Raw genomic sequence first — 19,573 nt, forward strand, 5'->3', positions numbered from 1 at the left:
GGGCAGGTGTACGGAGCATGGCTCAGCGGTGCCGGGGGCGCCGGGCGGCCCGGACGAGGAGCGCGCCGAGCAGGACCAGACCGGCGGCGACCGGTCCCGTGACCCACGCGGACGTCTCCGACTCCCTTCCGGTGCTGGCCAGTTCGGGGTCCTGCGCGATGCCGACGGGGACCTCCGCGCTCCCGGTGGCGGGGGCGGTCGGCGCGGGGGGACGGGACTCCTTGCCGGGCGGCGCGGAGGGGTCGGCCGGAGCGGGTGTGTCAGGTGCGGGTGTGCCGGCTGCGGGTGTGTCAGGTCCGGGCGTGCCGGGTGCGGTGGGGGCGACCGGTCCGGCGGGGCCGACGGTGAGGCGGTAGTCCCCGGACTCGCCGATCCAGTCGCCGTCCTCGCCCCTGCGCTGCACGACCGCCGCGTTGACGACGACCTCGTCGGGTGCCGTCTCCGCCTCGAAGGCCAGGCGCACCGGGACGGTGAGGGTCCGGCCCGCGGGCACGGCGAAGCCGCCGAAGCCGGTGAACGCGCCCACGTTCTCGGCCTCCTCGGTCGACTCGAAGGCCACCGGGCGCCAGCGCGCCGCACCGGCGTCGTAGAACTCGAACCGGATCTGCTCGGGGCGCAGGGTGCGGTCGCGGTCGGCGAGGACGAGCACCGGGTGGACCTCCGCGCAGGGGGCGTCGGTGGTGTTCGTGAGGTCGAGCTTCCAGTCCTGGAAGGAACCGCCCGCCGGATAGTCGTCCGGTCCCCCGTGGATCCGGGTGTCCAGCGGGAATCCCCCGCCGGACGGGGTCCCGCAGCTGGGCGCGGGCGGGTCGGGCGCGGGGACGGCGAAGGCGGGGGCGGTGATCGCGAGGGGGGCGGTGGCCGCGGCGGCCACGGTCACGGCGCGGACGCCGCGGAACCGGCGGCGCGGGCGCAGGGGGGCGGATGCCATGGGCCGGGTGCCTTTGCTGCTCGCGGACGTGCGGACGGCGGTGACGCTGCCACGCGGGAGGGGGCGGGCGGGACAGCGACACCGGAAACGCACCCGCGGGGGGAGGCCGATCCATCCGATCGGCCTACTTTCCGATGATCGGATGAGAGTCGGGGGGCGGGTGGTCGTGTCGTGCCGTACGGAATCGCGGGGGGGGGGAGCCGGTCAGGTCGAGGACCACGGGAGTCCTGGACTCACCGAGGAGGCCCCGCCCGCACCGGCCCCCGAGGACCCCGCCGTCACTTCCCGAAGACCGGGCCCAGGGTCAGCCACGCCGCGCCCTCCGCCACCGCGTCCCGGCCGGCCGCCAGCCCCACCGGTGCCGTCAGGCCGAGCCCGGTCAGCACCTCCCGCACCCCCTCCGCGAAGACCTCCGGGTCGGCGAGCACCACCCGCCCGCCCAGGAGGACCTCGTCGATGTCGAGCAGCCGGACCAGGTTGGCCGCGCCCGTGCCCAGGATCCGCGCGGCACCGGCGCGTTCGCCGCGCGCGACGGCCGTCAGGCACAGGACCTCCAGGCAGCCGCGCCCGCCGCAGTCGCACGGCGGTCCGTCGAGCTGCACGGTCTGGTGTCCGAGCTCGCCCGCCCCCGTCCTGTCCCCGCGCAGCGGCGCGCCGCCGAGGACGAGACCCGCGCCCAGCCCCGTACCGAGGTGGACGTAGGCGAAGGAGGCGGGGGCGCCGGGGCGCAGGGCGAGTCCGAGGGCGGCGGCGTTGGTGTCCTTGTCGAGGACGACGGGCAGCCCCAGGCGCGCCGCCAGCTCGTCCCGTACGGGATGTCCGGCCCACGCCGGGAAGCCGGTGACCCGGCCCGGCACCCCGGCCCGGTGGTCCAGCGGCCCGGGCATGGCCACCCCGGCGCCGAGCACGGTCCCGCCGGGCGGGAGCGCCGCCAGGAGCGCGGCCGCCTCCTCCGCCACCGCGTCCAGGACCGGTCCCGCGCCCGCGCCCAGGTCCACCGGGCGGCGGCGGACCTCCAGGACCGTGCCCGCGAGGTCGGTCAGGAGGGCCGTCAGCTCGTCGCGGTCCAGATGGATCCCGAGGGCGTGCGCGGCGGAGGGCTCCAGACGCAGGACCGTACGGGGCTTGCCGCCGGTCGAGGCGCGGTGACCGGCCTCCGCGGCGAGGCCCTCGGCCCGGAGCCGCGCGGTGATCTTGCTGACGGCCTGCGGGGTGAGCCCGGTCCGCTCGGCCAGCTCCAGACGGCTGATGCCGGTCCCGCCCGCCGTGCGCAGCAGGTCGAGCACGAGCGCCGCGTTGTGGCTGCGCAGGGCCGGTACGTTCACTCCCACCAGGTCATTCCTCACTCCCCCATTGTCGCCGCCGCTTGCACTTTGGCAACAGCGTTGCTTAAGTGGTCGGCATGACTGGCACCGACCCCCGCACCCCGCTCCGCGTCGGACTCGTCGGCTACGGCCTCGCGGGCTCCGTCTTCCACGCCCCGCTGATCGCCGCCTCCGAGGACCTCGTCCTCACCGCCGTCACCACCGGCAATCCCGAGCGGGCCGCCGAGGCCCGGGCCGCCCATCCCGGCGTCCGGGTCGCCGCCCGCCCCGAGGAGCTGTGGGCCGAGGGCGCCGGGGAGCTGGACCTGGTCGTCGTCGCCTCCCCGAACAAGACGCACGTCGCCGTCGCCACCGCCGCGCTGGAGGCCGGCCTCCCCGTCGTCGTCGACAAGCCGCTCGCCGGGACCGCCGCCGAGGCCCGCGCGCTCGCCGCCCTCGCCGAGGAGCGCGGCCTGCTCCTCTCGGTCTTCCAGAACCGCCGCTGGGACAACGACTTCCGCACCCTGCGCCGCCTCCTCGACGAGCGGGCGCTCGGCGAGGTCCAGCGCTTCGAGTCCCGCTTCGAGCGGTGGCGCCCGCACCCCAAGGGCGGCTGGCGCGAGTCCGGCGCGCCGGAGGAGATCGGCGGGCTGCTGTACGACCTGGGCAGCCACGTCGTCGACCAGGCCCTCGTACTCTTCGGCCCGGTGACCTCGGTGTACGCCGAGTCGGACGTGCGCCGGCCGGGCGCCGAGGCCGACGACGACACCTTCCTCGCGCTCACCCACGCGAACGGCGTCCGCTCCCACCTGTACGTGAGCGCCACGACCGCCCAGCTCGGCCCCCGTTTCCGGGTGCTCGGGCAGGGCGCGGGCTTCGTGAAGTACGGTCTCGACCCCCAGGAGGCCGCCCTCCGCGAGGGCCTGCGGCCCGGGCCCGGCGTCGTCTGGGGCGTCGAGCCGGAGCAGCTGTGGGGCCGGCTGGGCGCCGGGGAGTCGCCGCTGACGGGCGGGGGCCTCCCGGTGGAGTCCCTGCCCGGCGACTACCCGGCGTTCTACGCGTCCGTGGCCGCCGCCGTGCGCGGCACCGGGGAGAACCCGGTCACCGCGCACGAGGCGGCCGCCGCCCTGGAGGTCCTGGAGGCGGCGCGGCTCTCGGCGCGCGAGGGCCGCGTGGTCACGCTCTGACGGACGCTCAGCTCCTGCGCCTGCGTCGGCGGCCGATCAGCACGAGCGCGCCGCCGCCGAGGCCGAGGGCGACCGCCGTGGCGCCCATGACGAGCTTCCCGGTGCCGGCGCCGGTCTCGGAGAGCTCGCCGTTCGGGCCGTGGTGGCCGCCCGAGTCGCCGTAGCCGCTGTCGCCGTGCCCGGAGTCACCGCCGGTGGACGACGACCCGCCGGTGGAGGACCCGCCCGTGGTCCAGCCGCCGTCGGTGCCACCGCCGTCGGTGCCCCCGCCGTTCGTCGAACCCCCGGTGGTCCAGCCGCCGTCCGTGGAGCCTCCGTCCGTGGAGCCGCCGTTCGTCGGGTCGGTGGGGGTCGGCGTCGGGTCGGTGGGGGTGGGCGTCGGGTCGGTCGGGGTGGGAGTCGGGTCGGTCGGCGTCGGGGTGGGATCCGTCGGGGTCGGCGTCGGATCCGTCGGGGTGGGCGTCGGTGTCGGCGTCGGGTCCGTGCACGACGGCAGGTCGCCGTTGAACGGGTACGCGTGGATCTCCTGCCCCCCGCCGCCGGTCGCCTCCGAGCTGTGGGTGAGGCTGCCGGTGGTGAAGAAGCGGCCGTTCATGCCGGGCATCGTCACCGTGGTCGTACTGGCCTGGTTCCCGACGAGCACGCTGCCCGCGAACTGGGCCCCGCCCTTGAAGGTGACCGCGGTGGCGTCCGGGACGTTCCACAGGACCCGCTCGCGCAGGCCGTCCGGCAGCTGGTCGATGTACGAGTCGACGGTGCGGTCCGCCCCGAGGAGGTTGACGAGGACCGTCGCCCCCGCCGGGATCCCGGCGAACCGGATGCCCTGCTGGCCGCCGCTCGCCGACTCCAGGTCGAAGTCGACGTTGAAGACCTGGAGCGCCGAGGTGCCGTCCCCCGTGAAGAGCGTCTCGTAGTCGTTGTTCACGGCGGTGCCGGTGGGGGTGCGGGAGGCCCCGTTCACGTACGCGTAGCAGTGGCTGGCGTCGGTGAGCTGCCCGCGGAGCGCCTTGTACGGGTCGGCCGCGGCGGCGTCGTGGACCGGGGCCGGGCTCACCGTGCCGGAGAGGGCTCCCCCGTACCGTACGACGCCGTGGACCGTGCCCTCCTCGGCGAGCAGGCGCTGCTGGGCGGCGACCGTCAGGTCCTTGCCGACGGTGAGGAAGTCGGTGCCGTCGTCGGGCGGGACGCGCGAGCCGACGCCGGCGACCCCGACGTTGTAGACGGCGGAGGCGCCCTGCCGCTTGTTCTGGTCGAAGCTGCCGAGGACGACGACCTTGCCCTCGGCCTCGGCGGCGGCCTCGCGGACGCGGAAGTCGCCGCCGACGAAGACGTTGATGTTGTTGTCTCGGTAGACGACGGTTCCGCTGCCGTTGTCGTCCGGGTACGTCGCGGGGCAGTTGCCGGGCTTACAGGGTCCGAGGCCGCCGGGCAGGGGATCGGCGTGGCCGGTGACCGCCAGCGCTCCGACGAGGGCGGTGGCCCCGACCGTGGACGCGGCGATGAGGGCGAGACGGCGCCGGTCGCGCCGCCGCTCGTGCGAGATTCTCTCCATATCGGGCAATATGCAAAAAAGAGGACGAAAAAGGCGACGCCCCACGCGGGGGCGCCGCCTCTTTCTTGCCCGGCCGGGTCAGGCGCCCTTGAGCTCCTGCCGCTGCCGGCCGAGGCCCTCGACCTCCAGCTCGACCACGTCACCCGGCCGCAGGTACGGCTTGGGCTCCGGCTGCCCCATGGCGACGCCGGCGGGGGTGCCGGTGTTGATGATGTCGCCCGGGTACAGGGTCATGAACCGGCTGACGTACCGGACCACCTCGGCGACCGGGAAGATCTGGTCCGAGGTGTGGCCGTCCTGCTTGAGCTCGCCGTTCACCCACAGTTTCAGACCGAGGTCCTGCGGGTCCGGCACCTCGTCCGCGGTGACGAGCCAGGGGCCGAGCGGGTTGAAGGTCTCGCAGTTCTTGCCCTTGTCCCAGGTGCCGCCGCGCTCGATCTGGAACTCGCGCTCGGAGACGTCGTGGGCGACCGCGTACCCGGCGACGTGCGCGAGGGCCTGCTCGTCGGTCTCCAGGTAGCGGGCGGTGCGGCCGATGACGATCGCGAGCTCGACCTCCCAGTCGGTCTTCACCGAACCGCGGGGTACGAGCACGGTGTCGTCCGGGCCGACGACGGTGTCGGCGGCCTTGAGGAAGACGACGGGCTCGGCGGGGGTGGCCTGGCCGGTCTCGGCGGCGTGGCCGTGGTAGTTCAGCCCGATGCACACGACCTTGCCGATCCGGGCGACCGGCGGGCCGACGCGCAGCCCGGTGGCGTCGAGCGCGGGCAGCACACCGGCGGCCGCCGCGCCGCGCACGCGGTCGAGGGCGGACGCGTCGGCGAGCAGACTGCCGTCGATGTCGTCGACGAGGGCGGACAGGTCGCGCAGCGTTCCGTCCTGGTCGAGCAGGGCGGGACGTTCGGCTCCCGGCGGGCCGACACGCAGCAGCTTCATGGTCTTCTCCCTGTGGTCGAGGAGGGCCCGGGAAGGGCCCTGAGGTGCCCCGGCCGATGGAGTGCGGCCATCGGAGGATTGGTCGATCCTCCAAGACAACGGGTCACTCTGCAAGACCCCGTTCACACACTGGACCCTTACGCGTGAGTAACCGGGCGGAGGCCGGGGCACTCCGGGGCCCCGACGGGGGCGCTCCCGGACCGCTGCTGGGGCGCTCCCGGACTCCGGCGAGGACAGTCCCGGGCCCTCGCCGGGGGCCGCCCCCGGAATCCGCCGGAGGGGGCCCCGGTCCGGCCGGGGGCGCTCCCGGCCGTACTCAGACGGCGGTGGCCAGGCTCGCCGCCGCCGGCATGTCCCGGTACAGGTAGGCGCGCTCCAGGGCGGCCCAGGTGGTGCTGGTGACGATGTAGAGCGCGGCGGCCAGCGGCACGACCGCGACCGAGATCAGCGTCGCGAAGGAGAGCAGCGGCAGGTACCGGGCCATGCCCGCGGCCATCGCGGCCCCCGGCTGACCGGGCTCGACCGCGACCGGGGCCGGCTGCCGCCGGGCGCGGAGGTAGTTGTACGTGGCGACGGCGGCGACGAGCGCGAAGAGCGCGAGGTAGACCAGACCGGCCGGACCGAGGACGCCCCCGTCGGCGAGCGCGTCGGCGTAGTGGTGGCCGAGCGGCGCGGCGAAGAGGCTGTGCCCGGACATCCGCCCGCTGGAGAAGAGGTGGTACATCAGGAAGAACGCGGGCGCCTGGAGCAGGCTCGGCAGGCAGCCGGCGAGCGGCGAGACCTTCTCCCGCGCGTGCAGCTCCATGATCGCCTTCTGCATGCGCTCGGGGTTCTTGGCGTGCTTCTTGCGGAGCTCGGCGAGCTGCGGGGCGAGCCGGGTGCGGGCCTTCTGGCCCCGGGCGGCGGCGCGGGAGAGCGGGTGGACCGCGAGCCGCACGAGCAGGGTGAAGAGGACGATCGCGGCGGCCGTGGCGGTGCCGGCGAAGAGCGGCTGGAGCAGGTCGGCGAGCCGCTCGACCAGGGAAGCGAAGACGTTCAAGGGAGCCCTCCGTGGGGTCTCGTCGTGCCGGAAGCAGGAGAAGTCGGCATGACGGGTCCGCGGAAGGTGCGTGCTCGGTACGGGTGGTACGGGCTCCCTACGCGGCCGTCGGGAGGGGACGGCCGGGAGCGCGGGGTCTGCGGCGCCCCGCCGCGTCGGGATCGCGCTGGGGAAGGAAGGCGGTGCGCCGCTCGCGGTCGCGGATGGCGGTGCGGACGGCGGTGGGCGGTACGGCGGGGGCCGTCCGGGCGCCGAAGAGGGCGCAGACCACGCCGGTCGCGGCGAGGGCGACGGCGGCGGAGAGGCTCGCGCCGTCGGAGAGGAGCAGGTCGGCGAGGGCGAGCAGGAAGAACAGCGGCGCGACGACGCGCAGGACCAGGGCCCTGATCGCCATTCCGCCACCTCCTTCGCCCACGGCTCGTCTGTCACGGGGAAGACGCCCGGGGAGACCCGGAAGTTCCCGCGCGCGCCCACGACTTTCCTCTGTCCCGTACGACTGTACGCCGGGACGCGTCCGGTTCCGCGGGCCCGGCCTCACGCATCCGGTCCCGGGCGTCCGGCCCCGCGCATCCGGTCCCGGGCGTCCGGCCCCGCGCATCCGGTCCCGGGCGTCCGCGCTCAGGAGCTCGCGTGCTCCAGCGGGGCCAGGAGGCGGCGGGGCCTGAGGAGGGCGCGGCTGACGGGGTCGGCCGGGTCGGGGTCGAGCCCGGCGCCGGGCCGCATCTCGATGTCGCCGAGCGGGACGGGGACGCGGCAGGCGGGGCATTCGCCGTACGGCCCGAGTTCGGTTCCGCAGTCGGCGTGGTGGAAGTGGCGCAGGGGTACGGCTCCGGGAACCTCGGCGCGTCCCCAGGTCCCGAGCGAGCGGAGGACGGGCCAGAGGCCGAGGCCGCGTTCGGTGAGCACGTACTCGTCGCGCGGGGGCGACTCCTGGTAGCGCCGCCGGTCGAGGACGCCGGCCTCGACGAGGGCCTGGAGGCGGGCGGCGAGCACGGCGCGGGGGATGCCGAGGTGGAGGAGGAAGTCGTTGTAGCGGCGGACCCCGTAGAAGGCGTCGCGGACGACGAGCAGGGTCCAGCGCTCCCCGACGACCTCCAGGGCGCGGGCGATGGAGCACTGCTGGTGGGAGTAGTCCTTGCCGAGGGCCATGGATCCATCGTACCGATTCAAGGTTCATTGAACGAACCTCACTGCTAGGCTGAGTTCATTGACCGAACTGACCGGGTGGAGGTCCCTGCCATGCCCCAGCTCGCCGCCGCGGCCCGCAGCGCGCCGGCCGCGCCCGCCGGCCGCCCCCGCGCCACCCTCGCCGTCACGGCCGCCGCCACCGCGGTCGCGCTGATGAACTACACGGCACCGATGCTGACCCTCCCCGACATGGCCGCCGCCTTCGGCACCCCGGCCTCGGCGCGGGCCTGGCTGCTCAACGGCACCCCGCTCGGCCTGGCCGTCCTGCTCCTGGTCGCCGGGAGCCTCGCCGACGCGCACGGCCGGCGCCGGGTCTTCCTGCTCGGCACCCTCACCCTCGGCCTCACCACCGCGCTCGGCGCGTTCGCCGGCTCGACCGTCACCTTCACCCTGGCCCGGATCGCCCAGGGCGCGGCGAGCGCGGCCGTCCTGGCCGGCAGCCTCGGCCTCCTCGCCCAGGCGTACCCGGCGGGCCGGGACCGGATCAGGGCCACGGGCATCTGGGGCGCCTCGGTCAGCGGCGGCATCGCCCTCGGCCCCCTCCTGGCGGGCGCGCTGAGCCTGGCCGACTGGCGCCTGGCCTACGCGGTGCTGGGAGCGGCGGCGCTGGTGACCGCCGCCGTGGGCGCCCGGACCCTGGCTCGCGAGGAGAGGCTCCCGGCCGCCCCCCGGCCGGACGTGGCGGGGGCGGTGGCCCTCGGCCTGGCCCTGACGGCCCTGCTCACCGCGCTCACCCTCGGCCGGGACGGCTGGTTGCGCCTCCCGGTGCTCCTGCTCCTGCTCGCCTCGGCCGCCCTGACGGCGCTCTTCGCGGCGGTCGAGCACCGCGGGCGTGCGCCCATGATCGACCTGGCGCTGCTGCGGAGGCCCGCGTTCCTGGCGTCGACGCTCGGGGCGCTGTTCACGGGCCTGGCGGTGATCGGCCTGTTCAGCGTGGTGCCCGCGCTGCTCCAGGGCGGGGCCGGGATGTCACCGCTGGGGGCGGCGGCGCTGTTCCTCCTCTGGTCCGGCACCGCGTTCGTGGCGGCGCTCCAGGCGCGCCGGCTCGCGGGCCGGCTCTCCGCCGCGCACCAGCTGGCCCTCGGCTTCGTCCTGTCGGCGGCGGGCGTCCTCGCCCTGCTCGGCGCCCTGGACGGCCCCTGGCCCCGGCTCCTTCCGGGCCTGGTGGTGGCCGGTGCGGGCAGCGGCCTCCTGAACGCGGCCCTGCCCCGGCTCGCCGTCGACTCGGTGCCGCCGGAGCGCGCGGCGATGGGCTCGGGCGCGAACAACACCGCCCGCTACATCGGTTCCTCCGCCGGCGTCGCCCTGACGCTGGCCCTGGTGACCACCGGCCCGGACACGGCCCTGCTCGTCTCCGCCGCCCTGGCCCTCACGGGCGGGGCCCTCACCCTCGCCCTGGGGCGGTCGACACCAGCTTCGCCCAGACGACGAGCCGGTAGGCGCTGGTGAACTCGGGGGTGCAGGTGGTGAGGGTGAGATAGGCCCCGGGGGCGGAGTACCCGTAGGAGGGCTTGACGAGGGACCGGGGCACGGCCCGGATGACACCGACGTCCCGGGGCGAGGTCGAGGCCAGCACGAGATCGACGCGGTAGACGTAGGTACGCGCGCGCGTACGCACGGAGATCTCGTCCCCGTCCCGGAGCCGGTTGATGTACCGGAAGGGCTCACCGTGCGTGTTCCGGTGCCCGGCGAGCGCGAAGTTCCCGACGGCCCCGGGCCCGGCGGTGCCGGGATAGTGCCCGGCGTACCCCTTGTCGAGGACGGACCGCTTGGACACCCCTTCGGCGACGGGCACGGTGAGCCCGAGCCGGGGAACGCGGAGCACGGCGAAGGAGTCGGAGGGTGCGGGCGCGGAGGCCCCCCTCCCGCCCACGGAAACAGCCCCGGACCCGGGATCGCCCCCGGACGGGACCACGCCCTCCCCCGCCTCGGCGGCCGCCCCCTCCCCTTGCACCCCTTCCGCCCCTTCCCTCTCCTCCGTCGGCGCGGGCGGAGGAGGGGGAGAGATGTCCCACTCCCGTTCCAGGACGCGCACCTGGTCGAGGGCCTCGGCGCGGGCCTCCCGATTGGTCCACCAGAGCTGATGGACCACGAGAAGCAGCAGGAGAACCCCGCAGGTGACGACGGTCTCGGCGGCCAGCCACAGCGCGCGGGCGCCCGTACGAGATCGTCCTCCCGACTGGACGACGACCGGCACCCGCTGCCCCACCCTGGCCCGCACGCGGGGCACGATAAGCGCTGAGGCGCCAACTCTCCAGGCCCGTACAGCAGTACGGTGGTGGGCATGCGCCCCGATACGCCTGCCGCCCACACCACCGAAGCCGAGCGTCTGCTGCGCACCGCGGAGCAGTACCCCGGCGACCGGGAGCCCCTGTACCTCCAGGCCGCCGCCCACCGGGAGCTCGCGGGCGACCGCCCGGGCGCGACGGCCCTCTACGACACCCTCCTCGCCGGGGAACCGGCGGACCCGCACCTGATCAGGGCGCTGAAGGCGGCGAACCTGTGGGAGTACGGGCACGAGGCCGAGGCCAGGGCCATCATCGACGGCGTCCGGCAGGCGAAGCCCTCGGACGCGGCGCCCTGGCAGATCGCGGCCGAGACGCTGGAGGCCCACGACGAGCTGGAGGCGGCGGAGTCGGCCCTGACGGACGCGGCGACGCTCCTGGCCACCCCGGAGGACCTCCCCCACGCCACCCAGTCGCTGCTCACCGCCCGGCACCGGATCCGCAGGATGCTGGCGCTGCCGCACGACGACTGGGACACCCGGGCGGACCGCCTGCACACGGGCACGGTCGGCCTGGACGAGCTGCACGACCCGAAGCGCCTGTGGTCGCTCGGCTCCTCGGACCCGGCGGAACTCCAGGCGGAGATCACCCGGCTCCGCTCGGAGCTGGGCACCTACCGCACGGCGCTGTCCCGTCCGTTCCCGGTGGCGGTGCTGCACTGGCTGGAACCGGAACTGGACGAACTGCTGGCGGCGTACCCGGAACTGGAGGCGGAGTACCCGACGTACCGGGCCCACCTGACGGACATCGAGGCCTCCCTCCGCGAACTCGCGGCCGCCGGCACCCCGAACCTGGGCATCGTCCGAGCGACGGTCCCCTCGTACGAAGCCTTCGCGGCCTCGGAATCCACGACCCCGTCGAACGCGGACCTACTCCCCCAATACACGACAACCCTGGCAGCAAGGGCCCGGGCAACCCCGTGGCCCCCACTCCGCGACGAGGAGTGCTGGTGCGGGTCGGGGCGGGTCTATGGGGAGTGCCACGGGGGCGACTGACCTGCACCTTTATTGACCGTTTCCACGCACGGTGTCAGTCGGTTGGAGTAACGTCATCCGCGTCACATTGCTGTGAGACTGGCCGCATTCCTGCACAGGTCAGTCCTGTGTGCGAGGAAGACACGTGCCTTACGAGTCCGGCCCTGACTGGCAGTTCGACGTGCCCACGAGCGGGAGCAAGCGCCTGCCGCCAGCCGCCCGGTACGTGGAGTCGCTGACCCATCAGGGCTACGGCTTCGAAGCGGCCATTGCCGACCTCATCGACAACTCCATCGACGCCGACGCGAAGAACGTCGTGGTGAGCTTCTCGCGCGATGACGACCGTCTCGTGAGCCTGCTGGTGGTCGACGACGGACACGGCATGAACGACGCGGCGCTAGACGTCGCCATGACCGTGGGCGGGCAGCAGGACTACTCCGCCGACGCGCTGGGCCACTTCGGAGCCGGACTGAAGGCGGCCTCGCTGTCGCACGCCGATGCTCTGACCGTGATCAGCCGCACCAAGCGCAGCCCCTCCACGGGGCGACGTTGGCTCACGGCCCGGGCACACGAGGACTTCACGTGCGACATCGTCGACTCCAGGTACTGCCAGGACCTCGTTGACCGATACGACGGTGTGATCGGCTGGCACGGCACCATCGTCCGGTGGGACGGGGTGCGGGCTTTCGGAACCATCACCGCAGGCCAGACCGACCGCTTCCTGAACGAGACGATCGAGCGGCTGGAAACCCACCTCGGGCTGTACCTCCACCGCTTCCTGGCAAGGGACGACTTTCACATCGACATCGTCGTGGAAGACGTGAGAACCAGGGAAGAACTCGACCACCGCGGTGTCGAAGCCATCAACCCCTTCGGCTACCGGATCCCTGGACGGGCAGGCTATCCCCGCACGTACACAGCTCCCGTCGAGGGAGTCGGCGAGCTGGAGCTTGAAGCCCACATCTGGCCGCCCAAGTCCCCGCTCGTGGCCTTCCGCGGCATCGGCCCTCTCGCTGAGCGTCAGGGCTTCTACGTCTACCGGAACGACCGCCTGGTGCAAGCCGGAGGCTGGAACGGAACCCGCAGCGGCGAGACGCACCACCACCTTGCCCGGATCGCCATCGACCTGCCCTCCCAGCCGAACCGCGTCTTCTCACTCACGGTGAAGAAGGACGGGATCAACGTCACCCCGGCCTTCGCACGTGGCCTGGAGAAGGCGGCAGCCAGCGACGGCAGCACTTTCCTCCAGTACCTGAACGAGGCGGAGCAGGTCTACCGGGACGCCGCACGCCGGCCTACCGAAGTCCAGCGCAAGGAGGTCATCCCTCCGGGCAAGGGCGTCGATCCGAAGCTGAAGAGAACGCTCCGCGACGAGCTCCCCGCACTGGAGGGCGAGGAGCCCATCACCTTCCGCTGGGAGGGCCTGCCGCCCGACGTCTTCTTCGACATCGACCGCGAGGAGCACGTCGTACGCCTGAACAAGGATTTCCGGCAGGCCTTCAACGGAGAACGTCGGGCCGGGTCGAACGATGCTCCGGTCCTCAAGGCCATGCTCTATCTCATGCTGGAGAAGAACTTCCGCATGGGCCGGTCCAGTGCACAGCGAAATGACGAGATGGCGTTGTGGAACAGCATTCTGCTGTCCGCCGCCCAGTGCGAGCTGACTCGCGGAGAGGCGCTCCAGTGAACAACGGTCTGCTCAACCTCCACATTGATGCCCTGGGCGCCATGAACCGTGGCCCCAAGGACTTCGCCAAGATCGCCTTCGCCGTCTCCGACCTCGAGGAGCCCGCCGACGGAGACCTGGAGGAGTTCCGCAGCCTGCTGCTGGCCGGACAGCCCGAATTCATGGCGCTCTGGACTCAGAAGCTGACGTCCTGGGACATGGCCGAAACTGCACCCTGGTCTGCCGCCCCTGCTGGAACCGAACAAAGGCGCTCCGACACCTACGCGAGGCTCGGCTTCACCGACGAGGTCTGCAAGGCACTCGACGTGGCGGTTCCCCTCGTCACGGGCACACGGCCCGTGGTGATCAGCAAGGACTTCACTCCCTGGTACACCAAGGAGAAGAGCACAGCGCGTTCGTTCTACTGGTCGGCGTACGAGCGAGTCCTGCGTGACAAGGGCTGGAGCGAGGCCGCCATCGCAAGTCTCGACCAGGCTTCGCACAGCGTGGTGGAGCGGCTAGCCGATCCCACCCGGGCCGAGGCGTACAGTGCCCGCGGCCTTGTGGTCGGCTACGTGCAGTCGGGCAAGACGGCCAACTTCACCGGTGTCATCGCCAAGGCAGTCGACGCCGGATACCGGCTGGTCGTCGTTCTCGGAGGAACACTCAATCTCCTGCGCGGCCAGACCCAGCGCCGTCTGGACATGGAGCTGATCGGCAGGGAGAACATCCTCCGCGGCATCAGCCCCGACGACATCGACAGCCTGATCGACATCGACTACCAGGACGACGAGGACTGGCCCGCCAAATTCGTCTCCCACGCTGGCCGGCCCTCGGACCGCGGGGCCTTCGACATCGAGCGGCTGACGACTCGCGACGACGACTACCAGGGCCTGGGGCAGGGCATCAGCGCACTGGACATCCCGAAGAGCGACCCCACCCGCCCTCTGCACGACCCGGTGAACCTGCATCCCTCGGCAGCCCGCGTCATGGTGGTGAAGAAGAACAAGGACGTCCTCACCAAACTGGTAACGGACCTCAAGAGGGTGGGCAACATCCTCGGCGAGCTCCCCGTGCTGATCATCGACGACGAGTCCGACCAGGCATCCGTGAACACGGTCAACCCGACCAAGCAGACAGAGGGCGAGGAGACCCGCACGGCCATCAACGGCCTCATCTCCCAGCTCCTCAAACTGCTCCCGCGCGCCCAGTACGTCGGATACACGGCAACGCCCTTCGCCAACGTCTTCATCGACCCGGACGACGCCCAGGACATCTTCCCGCGCGACTTCCTCATCTCCTTGCCCCGTCCAGTGGGCTACATGGGAGTCCAGGACTTCCACGACCTTGAGTCGGCAGTCCCCCTGGACGAGCGGACCTTCGCCAACTCCCAGGAGAAGGCCCACGTCCGCGGCGTTCCTGACGGTACGGACGACAGGCTTCTGGAAGCCCTGGACGCGTTCATCCTCTCGGGCGCGTTCAAGCTCTACCGCGTCAGCCAGGGCGTGCCCGCAAGCAAGTACCGCCACCACACCATGCTCGTCCACGACTCCGTACGCATGGCAGACCACAAGGCTCTCGCCCAGCGTCTGAACGGGGCGTGGCGCGAGTTCTACAGCAGCAGCGCCGCGCACGAGCGGCTGGCGAAGCTCTTCCACGAAGACTTCAAGCCGGTCTGTGACGCCCGGGCCGAAGGCGCGCCCGTCCCGAACTCCTATGAGGTACTCAAGCCCTTCATCAGCAGCGCGCGCCGGCTCATCAGCCTGGGAAGCGATCCGGTCATCATCGTGAATGGTGACAAGGAACGCGACTACGAGCAGGCCGATCTCGACTTCGACCGCACCCCCAACGTCTGGAAGATCCTCGTCGGCGGCACCAAGCTCTCCCGGGGCTTCACCGTCGAGGGACTGACCGTCACGTACTACCGGCGCAAGACCCAGCAGGCGGACACTCTGATGCAGATGGGCCGCTGGTTCGGTTTCCGGGATCAGTACCGCGACCTGGTGCGCCTCTACATCGGTCGTGAGGAGCCCTACGGCAAGGGCAAGACCCTCGATCTCTACGAGGCGTTCGAGGCCATCTGCCAGGACGAGGAGGTGTTCCGCGCTCAGCTCGCGCAGTACGCCACGATGGTCGACGGCGAACCTCAGCTGACCCCCGAGCGCATGCTGCCCCTGGTCTCACAGCACCTGGCGCTGATCAGGCCCTCGGCGCGGAACAAGATGTTCAACTCCGAGCTGGTCGAGATCCGTTCCCCCGGCAAGCCGATCGAGCCCGCCGCCTACCCTCTGGGTACGGCGCAGACCCGGCGCAACACCGAGCGGTGGAAGCCGCTGCTCCGCGTCTTCGATGCCGATCCCGTCACCCTTGCCCTTCCGCCGGACAGCAGCAGTCCGCTCACCCGGACCTTCCAGGCAACGACGGCTCTCGTGCCGCACACCGAGCTCATCAACGTGCTGAGTCAGCTGGAGTGGGAGGGTGACAATCACTTCACCCCTCACCTCAACTACCTGGCGCAGCTCGATGGTTCGCTGGCGGCGGTCGACACCTGGCTGCTGGTGGCTCCCCAGACGACTCCGAGCCGTCGCGTAGAGGGCACCCTCCTCGGGCATGGTCCGGCGTCACTCGTCCGACGGAGCCGCCAACTGGGGAAAGTCGCGTTCGGCCGAATCTCAGGCCTGGAGCATCGGCGGTGGGCTCAGGCTCTGATCAACGAGGCTCGGGCTGGCGCCTCGCTCCCGGGGCCGCTTGCCCTCGGAGCCAGCACAGGCATCGTGCTTCTCTACGCGGTCGTGGAGACGGACGACGACGCGAAGCTCCGCTCCGCTGCGCCACAGGGCGTGGCAGACCCCTCTCAGACGTTTCTCGCCTTCACGGTCGTCCCGCCGACGGCAGCCAACGATTCCTCTCTGCGTCTGCTCCGCTATCAGGCCAAGCGATCAGGAACACGTGACGAGTCGTAACCGCGTCCCAGCAGGCCGTCGACATACCGCTGATCAGACAGGACCCCCTCTGTGCTTCCCCTGGACATAACGGCAGCGTCCAACATCCAAGGCCTGCCACTCCTCGCCGAGGATGCAGAGCTCGCCGCGGTCTACCACAAGCTCCTTCAGCTCGACCCGGAGGGCCACCGCTTTGCCGCTGTCTTGCGCGACACCATCGACCAGTTGCTCAACGGCGAGGTAACCGGCCGCTACGACTGGAAGACACTCTTCAAGACCGAGAAAACACACGCAGGCACACTTGTCGAGATCAACCTGCAGCGCGAGTTCAAGTTCAGCGACGGCACCGACATGGACTACCAGATCGCCGATATCGAGGTGGACTGCAAGTACTCACAGCAGTTCGGCGGCTGGATGATCCCGCCTGAGGCGCTGGGCCACCTCTGTCTGCTCGTATGGGCTGACGACTACAAGAGCCGGTGGAGCGCTGGTCTCCTGCGCATCGAGGAGCCCTGGCTGAACGCGGGAAACAACCGCGACAAGAAACTGACGATCAAGGCGGAGCACCGGAACAGGATCCTCTGGCTGTGGCACCAGCAGGATCTCCCCGAGAACGCCCTTCTCCACATGAACGCTGACGACCGGGCAGCGGTCTTCGCCGCCGGCTCAGGCCAGGCGCGGCTCAATGAGCTGTTCCTCCGGCTCCAGCAGCGGCGGATCAGCCGGAACGTGGTCCGCACGGTTGCACAGCAGAAGGACTACATGAAGCGCGTCCGCGGAAACGGCGGCTCGCGCTCAGCCCTGCGCGACAGGGGAATCCTCATCATGGGGGACTACGAAAGCCACCGGAGGATCGCCTCAGATCTCAGGATTCCCGTACCCCGGGAGGGGGAGTTCGTCAGTGCTCGTGTAGTTGAGGTGACATCTCCGAGCGATCGGCACAGCGTCATGTTGGACGGTCGGCACTGGGCGTGCGCCTTCCCTGATGAAGCCGACGAACCCGCCCCTTGTCTTCCGTCAACCGCTAAGTGAGCCCGTCTGATGAGTGCATCTTTCGCCGCCCAGCTACTCGGCTGGAAGCTGCTGGATTCGGGGGCCTTGGTGGCCAACAGCGCGGACACCAGCAGCACCCCTTCAAAGCAGCTGGCCGCGGCCATACTCGAAGACCTGGGCATCCCCCACGAGATCCATGCGGCGACTCCCGCCGACCCTGGTCCGGCTCTTGAGGTGGCGGTGCGCGACGACCTCGCCGACACGCTGACTCAGTTGGACAGCCAGCGGAAGTGGCAGGTTGACCACAAACAGGTAGTGACTGCATTCGGCCAGTACGACCATCTCGCCAAACTGTCCGCACTGCTCAAGAAATACCCGGAACTGAGGACCGAGCTGGGACGCGACTACCTGATCAAGCCGGACGTGACCGTGGGGGTGGAGGAATCACCCCTGCTGGGTGACCCCCGACCGTTCCTCCATGCCGCCGTATCGTGCAAATGGACGATACGGTCCGACCGCGTCCAGAACATCCGGCATGAGTTCCTCCAGATGATCAGGCACCGTCGCGGCCGTCTGCCGCACCTCGTGGCAGTGACGGCCGAGCCGATGCCCAGCCGGATCGCGGCCATCGCTCGCGGAACGGGCGAGGTGGATGCGGTCTACCACATCGCCTTCGACTCACTCTCCAAAGCCGTTCAGGACGTGGGCAGCAAGCAGCAGAAGGACGACTGGAAGGAATGCGTCGAGCAGGGCCGGGTCCTGCCGTACGAGAGGCTGGCCGACACTCTGGCAGGCTGGTAGTCGGAGGGCTGCATGCGATGACCCAGCAAGATACTGACGCGGAATGGTCGCCGCCAGAAGGTTCATGGGCCTCGTCAGAGGCACGTCGCCACAACATGCAGGCAATCCGTAGCCGGGACACCAAGCCGGAGCAGTTGGTGCGGCGCCTGTTGCACGCACAGGGGCTGCGCTATCGGGTAGCAGCAAGGCCGCTGCCTGAGCTGCGCCGGACGGCAGACATCGTTTTCCGGCCCGTGAAGGTTGCCGTGTTCATTGACGGCTGCTATTGGCACGGCTGTCCTGAGCACTATGTGCCGCCGAAGACGAATTCCGGCTATTGGTCGGACAAGGTCGCCCGGAACATGGCGCGTGACCGGGACACCGACCAGCGCCTGGAAGACGCTGGCTGGACGGTGCTCCGTTTCTGGGAGCACCAGCCCTCGGAGGAGTGCGCCATCCACATCGCTGCGGAGGTGGAGAAGCGTCGTGCCCGTGCACGCGGCACGGGCACGACGTGATCAGGAGTTCTGGGCGTCCCGCTCACGAGCGGCCCTCAGAACGTCCATGATCGACCGGCCGACGGCCTCGGCAACCGGCGGCGGGAACGCGTTTCCGACCTGCCGGTACTGAGCCGTCTTACCGCCGTCGAAGATCCAGTCCCCGGGGAATCCCTGGATGATCGCCGCCTGCTCCACGGTCAGCATGGGCCCCGCAGGGCCGAAGAGGTCACGCCCCTCGGATCCCTTCTTCTTGGACGTCTCGATGTCGTTGGCCACCCCTAGTCCCGAGACACCCAGTTGCTTCCAGGCCGCCTTGGCCCTGCTCGGGCCGAGGTCGGCGCCGCCGTGCTTCTTCGACCCGCCGACTAGCGTGGGAGCGATGCCTGCGCTGTCCTTGGCCTGCAGCTCCTCGTGACGCTTCGTTGCCGTGTCGTGCCAACGGGCGTAGGCCGCGCGGGCTTCCTGGTCACGAGGGCCGTCGTAGTGAGCCTTGTACCGCTCCTCCATCGACGTGGCGAGCGCCTCCACCACACTCACGGCGTCTTCGTGCGTCGGAGTCGGCCATTCGTACTTGACGTCATCCTTGAGGACGTCCTCGCGGATGGCGACGAGAATCGCCCTGGGCCTCAGCTGCGGAACTCCGAAGTCGCTGGCCTCAAGGAGACCCCAATGGCACACCTTGTACCCGAGGCCCTCGTCATGCACGAGAGTGCCGTCTTCAGCTCGGTAGTCGCCACTCTGGAGTTTGGCGGTGATGTAGTCCCGATAGTCCGAGAACTTCGGGTCGAGAATGCCTCGCACGTTCTCGATCATCACAGCGCGGGGCCGCAACTTCTCGACGAGATAAAGCATCCGCGGAAAGAGATCCCGCTCATCGTCCTTCCCGAGCTGCTTGCCCGCGTGAGAGAAGGGCGGGCACGGCACACCCCCGGCCAGCAGATCGAGGTCCCCAGGCTTGATCAGACCGCCGTCCGTCTGCACGCTCTCCAACGGCTCGAAGTTCGTGACATCCGCGTGGCTGAGGTCGCAGTGCAGCTTCTCCCAGCCCCAGTCCGGTCGCGCTTCGATGTTCCGCCGCAGGGTTTCCCTTGCGTTCTTGTCGATCTCGACGAGCGCGAGATGCCTGAAACCGGCAGCGTGCAGGCCAATAGCCTGACCGCCGGCTCCGGCGCAGATCTCGATTGAAGTGAACTCCGCCTCAGTGCTGGTCATGCACCCTCCTTCGACCACGTACCTCGCTGGCGCCTTGTCCGCCAGCCATCACAGAGAGTGACAGACCCCACTGACAACGCACCC

General features: G+C 71.0%; 17 protein-coding genes. 8 read left to right on the forward strand and 9 right to left on the reverse strand.

From position 1 onward, the window contains the following. Positions 1 to 22 precede the first annotated feature (22 nt). Together ACFYXU_RS11870 and ACFYXU_RS11875 are read right to left on the reverse strand one after the other, a co-directional pair. Entirely contained in the window at positions 23 to 931 is a 909-nt protein-coding gene (locus ACFYXU_RS11870; RefSeq protein WP_389407114.1) for a hypothetical protein, read from the reverse strand. 278 nt (positions 932 to 1,209) lie between these two features. Next, positions 1,210 to 2,256: an ROK family protein gene (locus ACFYXU_RS11875; protein WP_389407349.1), complete on the reverse strand. Its 1,047-nt coding sequence runs from the start codon at positions 2,254 to 2,256 to the stop codon at positions 1,210 to 1,212. Positions 2,257 to 2,333: 77 nt separating this feature from the next. Here ACFYXU_RS11875 and ACFYXU_RS11880 point away from each other — a divergent pair, with 77 nt between their 5' ends. Beyond that, a complete protein-coding gene (locus tag ACFYXU_RS11880) occupies positions 2,334 to 3,422 on the forward strand; it encodes a Gfo/Idh/MocA family oxidoreductase (protein WP_389407113.1) in 1,089 nt (362 codons plus the stop codon). A 7-nt stretch (positions 3,423 to 3,429) separates the two neighbouring features. Here ACFYXU_RS11880 and ACFYXU_RS11885 read toward each other — a convergent pair whose 3' ends face one another. From ACFYXU_RS11885 to ACFYXU_RS11905, 5 genes are all read right to left on the reverse strand, one after another. After that, positions 3,430 to 4,974 carry a choice-of-anchor A family protein gene (locus ACFYXU_RS11885; RefSeq protein WP_389457479.1) on the reverse strand — a complete coding sequence of 515 codons (1,545 nt, stop codon included), beginning with the start codon at positions 4,972 to 4,974 and terminating at the stop codon, positions 3,430 to 3,432. Positions 4,975 to 5,052: 78 nt separating this feature from the next. Next, positions 5,053 to 5,910, reverse strand: a complete 858-nt coding sequence (locus ACFYXU_RS11890; protein ID WP_329851020.1) for a fumarylacetoacetate hydrolase family protein — start codon at positions 5,908 to 5,910, stop codon at positions 5,053 to 5,055. Between the two features lie 316 nt (positions 5,911 to 6,226). Next, positions 6,227 to 6,949 carry a YidC/Oxa1 family membrane protein insertase gene (locus ACFYXU_RS11895; protein WP_376508018.1) on the reverse strand — a complete coding sequence of 241 codons (723 nt, stop codon included), beginning with the start codon at positions 6,947 to 6,949 and terminating at the stop codon, positions 6,227 to 6,229. Between the two features lie 97 nt (positions 6,950 to 7,046). After that, a complete protein-coding gene (locus ACFYXU_RS11900) occupies positions 7,047 to 7,343 on the reverse strand; it encodes a DUF6412 domain-containing protein (protein ID WP_329851023.1) in 297 nt (98 codons plus the stop codon). 224 nt (positions 7,344 to 7,567) lie between these two features. After that, entirely contained in the window at positions 7,568 to 8,098 is a 531-nt protein-coding gene (locus tag ACFYXU_RS11905) for a winged helix-turn-helix transcriptional regulator (protein WP_389407110.1), read from the reverse strand. A 90-nt stretch (positions 8,099 to 8,188) separates the two neighbouring features. Here ACFYXU_RS11905 and ACFYXU_RS11910 point away from each other — a divergent pair, with 90 nt between their 5' ends. Continuing rightward, a complete protein-coding gene (locus ACFYXU_RS11910; protein WP_389457482.1) occupies positions 8,189 to 9,586 on the forward strand; it encodes an MFS transporter in 1,398 nt (465 codons plus the stop codon). Here ACFYXU_RS11910 and ACFYXU_RS11915 read toward each other — a convergent pair. Continuing rightward, positions 9,522 to 10,358 (reverse strand): class E sortase, encoded by an 837-nt coding sequence (locus tag ACFYXU_RS11915; protein ID WP_389457484.1) that lies wholly within the window; start codon positions 10,356 to 10,358, stop codon positions 9,522 to 9,524. The two genes, ACFYXU_RS11910 and ACFYXU_RS11915, sit on opposite strands and share 65 nt — an antisense overlap. Before the next feature lie 63 nt (positions 10,359 to 10,421). On the opposite strand from ACFYXU_RS11915, the gene ACFYXU_RS11920 reads away from it, so the two are divergent. From ACFYXU_RS11920 to ACFYXU_RS11945, 6 genes are all read left to right on the forward strand, one after another. Continuing rightward, a complete protein-coding gene (locus tag ACFYXU_RS11920; RefSeq protein ID WP_389457486.1) occupies positions 10,422 to 11,417 on the forward strand; it encodes an SEC-C metal-binding domain-containing protein in 996 nt (331 codons plus the stop codon). Positions 11,418 to 11,541: 124 nt separating this feature from the next. Further along, positions 11,542 to 13,083 (forward strand): ATP-binding protein, encoded by a 1,542-nt coding sequence (locus ACFYXU_RS11925; RefSeq protein ID WP_389407106.1) that lies wholly within the window; start codon positions 11,542 to 11,544, stop codon positions 13,081 to 13,083. Between the two features lie 41 nt (positions 13,084 to 13,124). Next, positions 13,125 to 16,025 carry a Z1 domain-containing protein gene (locus ACFYXU_RS11930; protein WP_389457594.1) on the forward strand — a complete coding sequence of 967 codons (2,901 nt, stop codon included), beginning with the start codon at positions 13,125 to 13,127 and terminating at the stop codon, positions 16,023 to 16,025. A gap of 51 nt (positions 16,026 to 16,076) precedes the next feature. Then, the gene (locus ACFYXU_RS11935) at positions 16,077 to 17,036 is read left to right on the forward strand and encodes a NaeI family type II restriction endonuclease (RefSeq protein ID WP_389457489.1); all 960 of its coding nucleotides are present in this window, start codon (positions 16,077 to 16,079) and stop codon (positions 17,034 to 17,036) included. A 9-nt stretch (positions 17,037 to 17,045) separates the two neighbouring features. Then, complete coding sequence (locus ACFYXU_RS11940; RefSeq protein WP_389457491.1) at positions 17,046 to 17,798, forward strand: NgoMIV family type II restriction endonuclease; 753 nt, start codon at positions 17,046 to 17,048, stop codon at positions 17,796 to 17,798. A 17-nt stretch (positions 17,799 to 17,815) separates the two neighbouring features. Beyond that, complete coding sequence (locus ACFYXU_RS11945) at positions 17,816 to 18,295, forward strand: very short patch repair endonuclease (protein WP_389457493.1); 480 nt, start codon at positions 17,816 to 17,818, stop codon at positions 18,293 to 18,295. Here the strand turns inward: ACFYXU_RS11945 and ACFYXU_RS11950 are convergent, their stop codons facing one another. Continuing rightward, positions 18,296 to 19,489 (reverse strand): DNA cytosine methyltransferase, encoded by a 1,194-nt coding sequence (locus tag ACFYXU_RS11950; RefSeq protein ID WP_389457495.1) that lies wholly within the window; start codon positions 19,487 to 19,489, stop codon positions 18,296 to 18,298. Positions 19,490 to 19,573: the final 84 nt, after the last annotated feature.

Origin of the sequence: Streptomyces sp. NPDC002232, from assembly GCF_042890295.1 — a bacterium.
Taxonomy (GTDB): Bacteria; Actinomycetota; Actinomycetes; order Streptomycetales; family Streptomycetaceae; genus Streptomyces.

Coding starts and splice junctions, on each gene's coding strand:
- ACFYXU_RS11870 (WP_389407114.1), bottom strand. CDS start 931: ATGGCATCCGCCCCCCTGCGCCCGCGCCGCCGGTTCCGCGGCGTCCGC.
- ACFYXU_RS11880 (WP_389407113.1), top strand. CDS start 2,334: ATGACTGGCACCGACCCCCGCACCCCGCTCCGCGTCGGACTCGTCGGC.
- ACFYXU_RS11885 (WP_389457479.1), bottom strand. CDS start 4,974: ATGGAGAGAATCTCGCACGAGCGGCGGCGCGACCGGCGCCGTCTCGCC.
- ACFYXU_RS11890 (WP_329851020.1), bottom strand. CDS start 5,910: ATGAAGCTGCTGCGTGTCGGCCCGCCGGGAGCCGAACGTCCCGCCCTG.
- ACFYXU_RS11900 (WP_329851023.1), bottom strand. CDS start 7,343: ATGGCGATCAGGGCCCTGGTCCTGCGCGTCGTCGCGCCGCTGTTCTTC.
- ACFYXU_RS11905 (WP_389407110.1), bottom strand. CDS start 8,098: ATGGCCCTCGGCAAGGACTACTCCCACCAGCAGTGCTCCATCGCCCGC.
- ACFYXU_RS11910 (WP_389457482.1), top strand. CDS start 8,189: ATGCCCCAGCTCGCCGCCGCGGCCCGCAGCGCGCCGGCCGCGCCCGCC.
- ACFYXU_RS11920 (WP_389457486.1), top strand. CDS start 10,422: ATGCGCCCCGATACGCCTGCCGCCCACACCACCGAAGCCGAGCGTCTG.
- ACFYXU_RS11930 (WP_389457594.1), top strand. CDS start 13,125: ATGAACCGTGGCCCCAAGGACTTCGCCAAGATCGCCTTCGCCGTCTCC.
- ACFYXU_RS11940 (WP_389457491.1), top strand. CDS start 17,046: ATGAGTGCATCTTTCGCCGCCCAGCTACTCGGCTGGAAGCTGCTGGAT.
- ACFYXU_RS11945 (WP_389457493.1), top strand. CDS start 17,816: ATGACCCAGCAAGATACTGACGCGGAATGGTCGCCGCCAGAAGGTTCA.
- ACFYXU_RS11950 (WP_389457495.1), bottom strand. CDS start 19,489: ATGACCAGCACTGAGGCGGAGTTCACTTCAATCGAGATCTGCGCCGGA.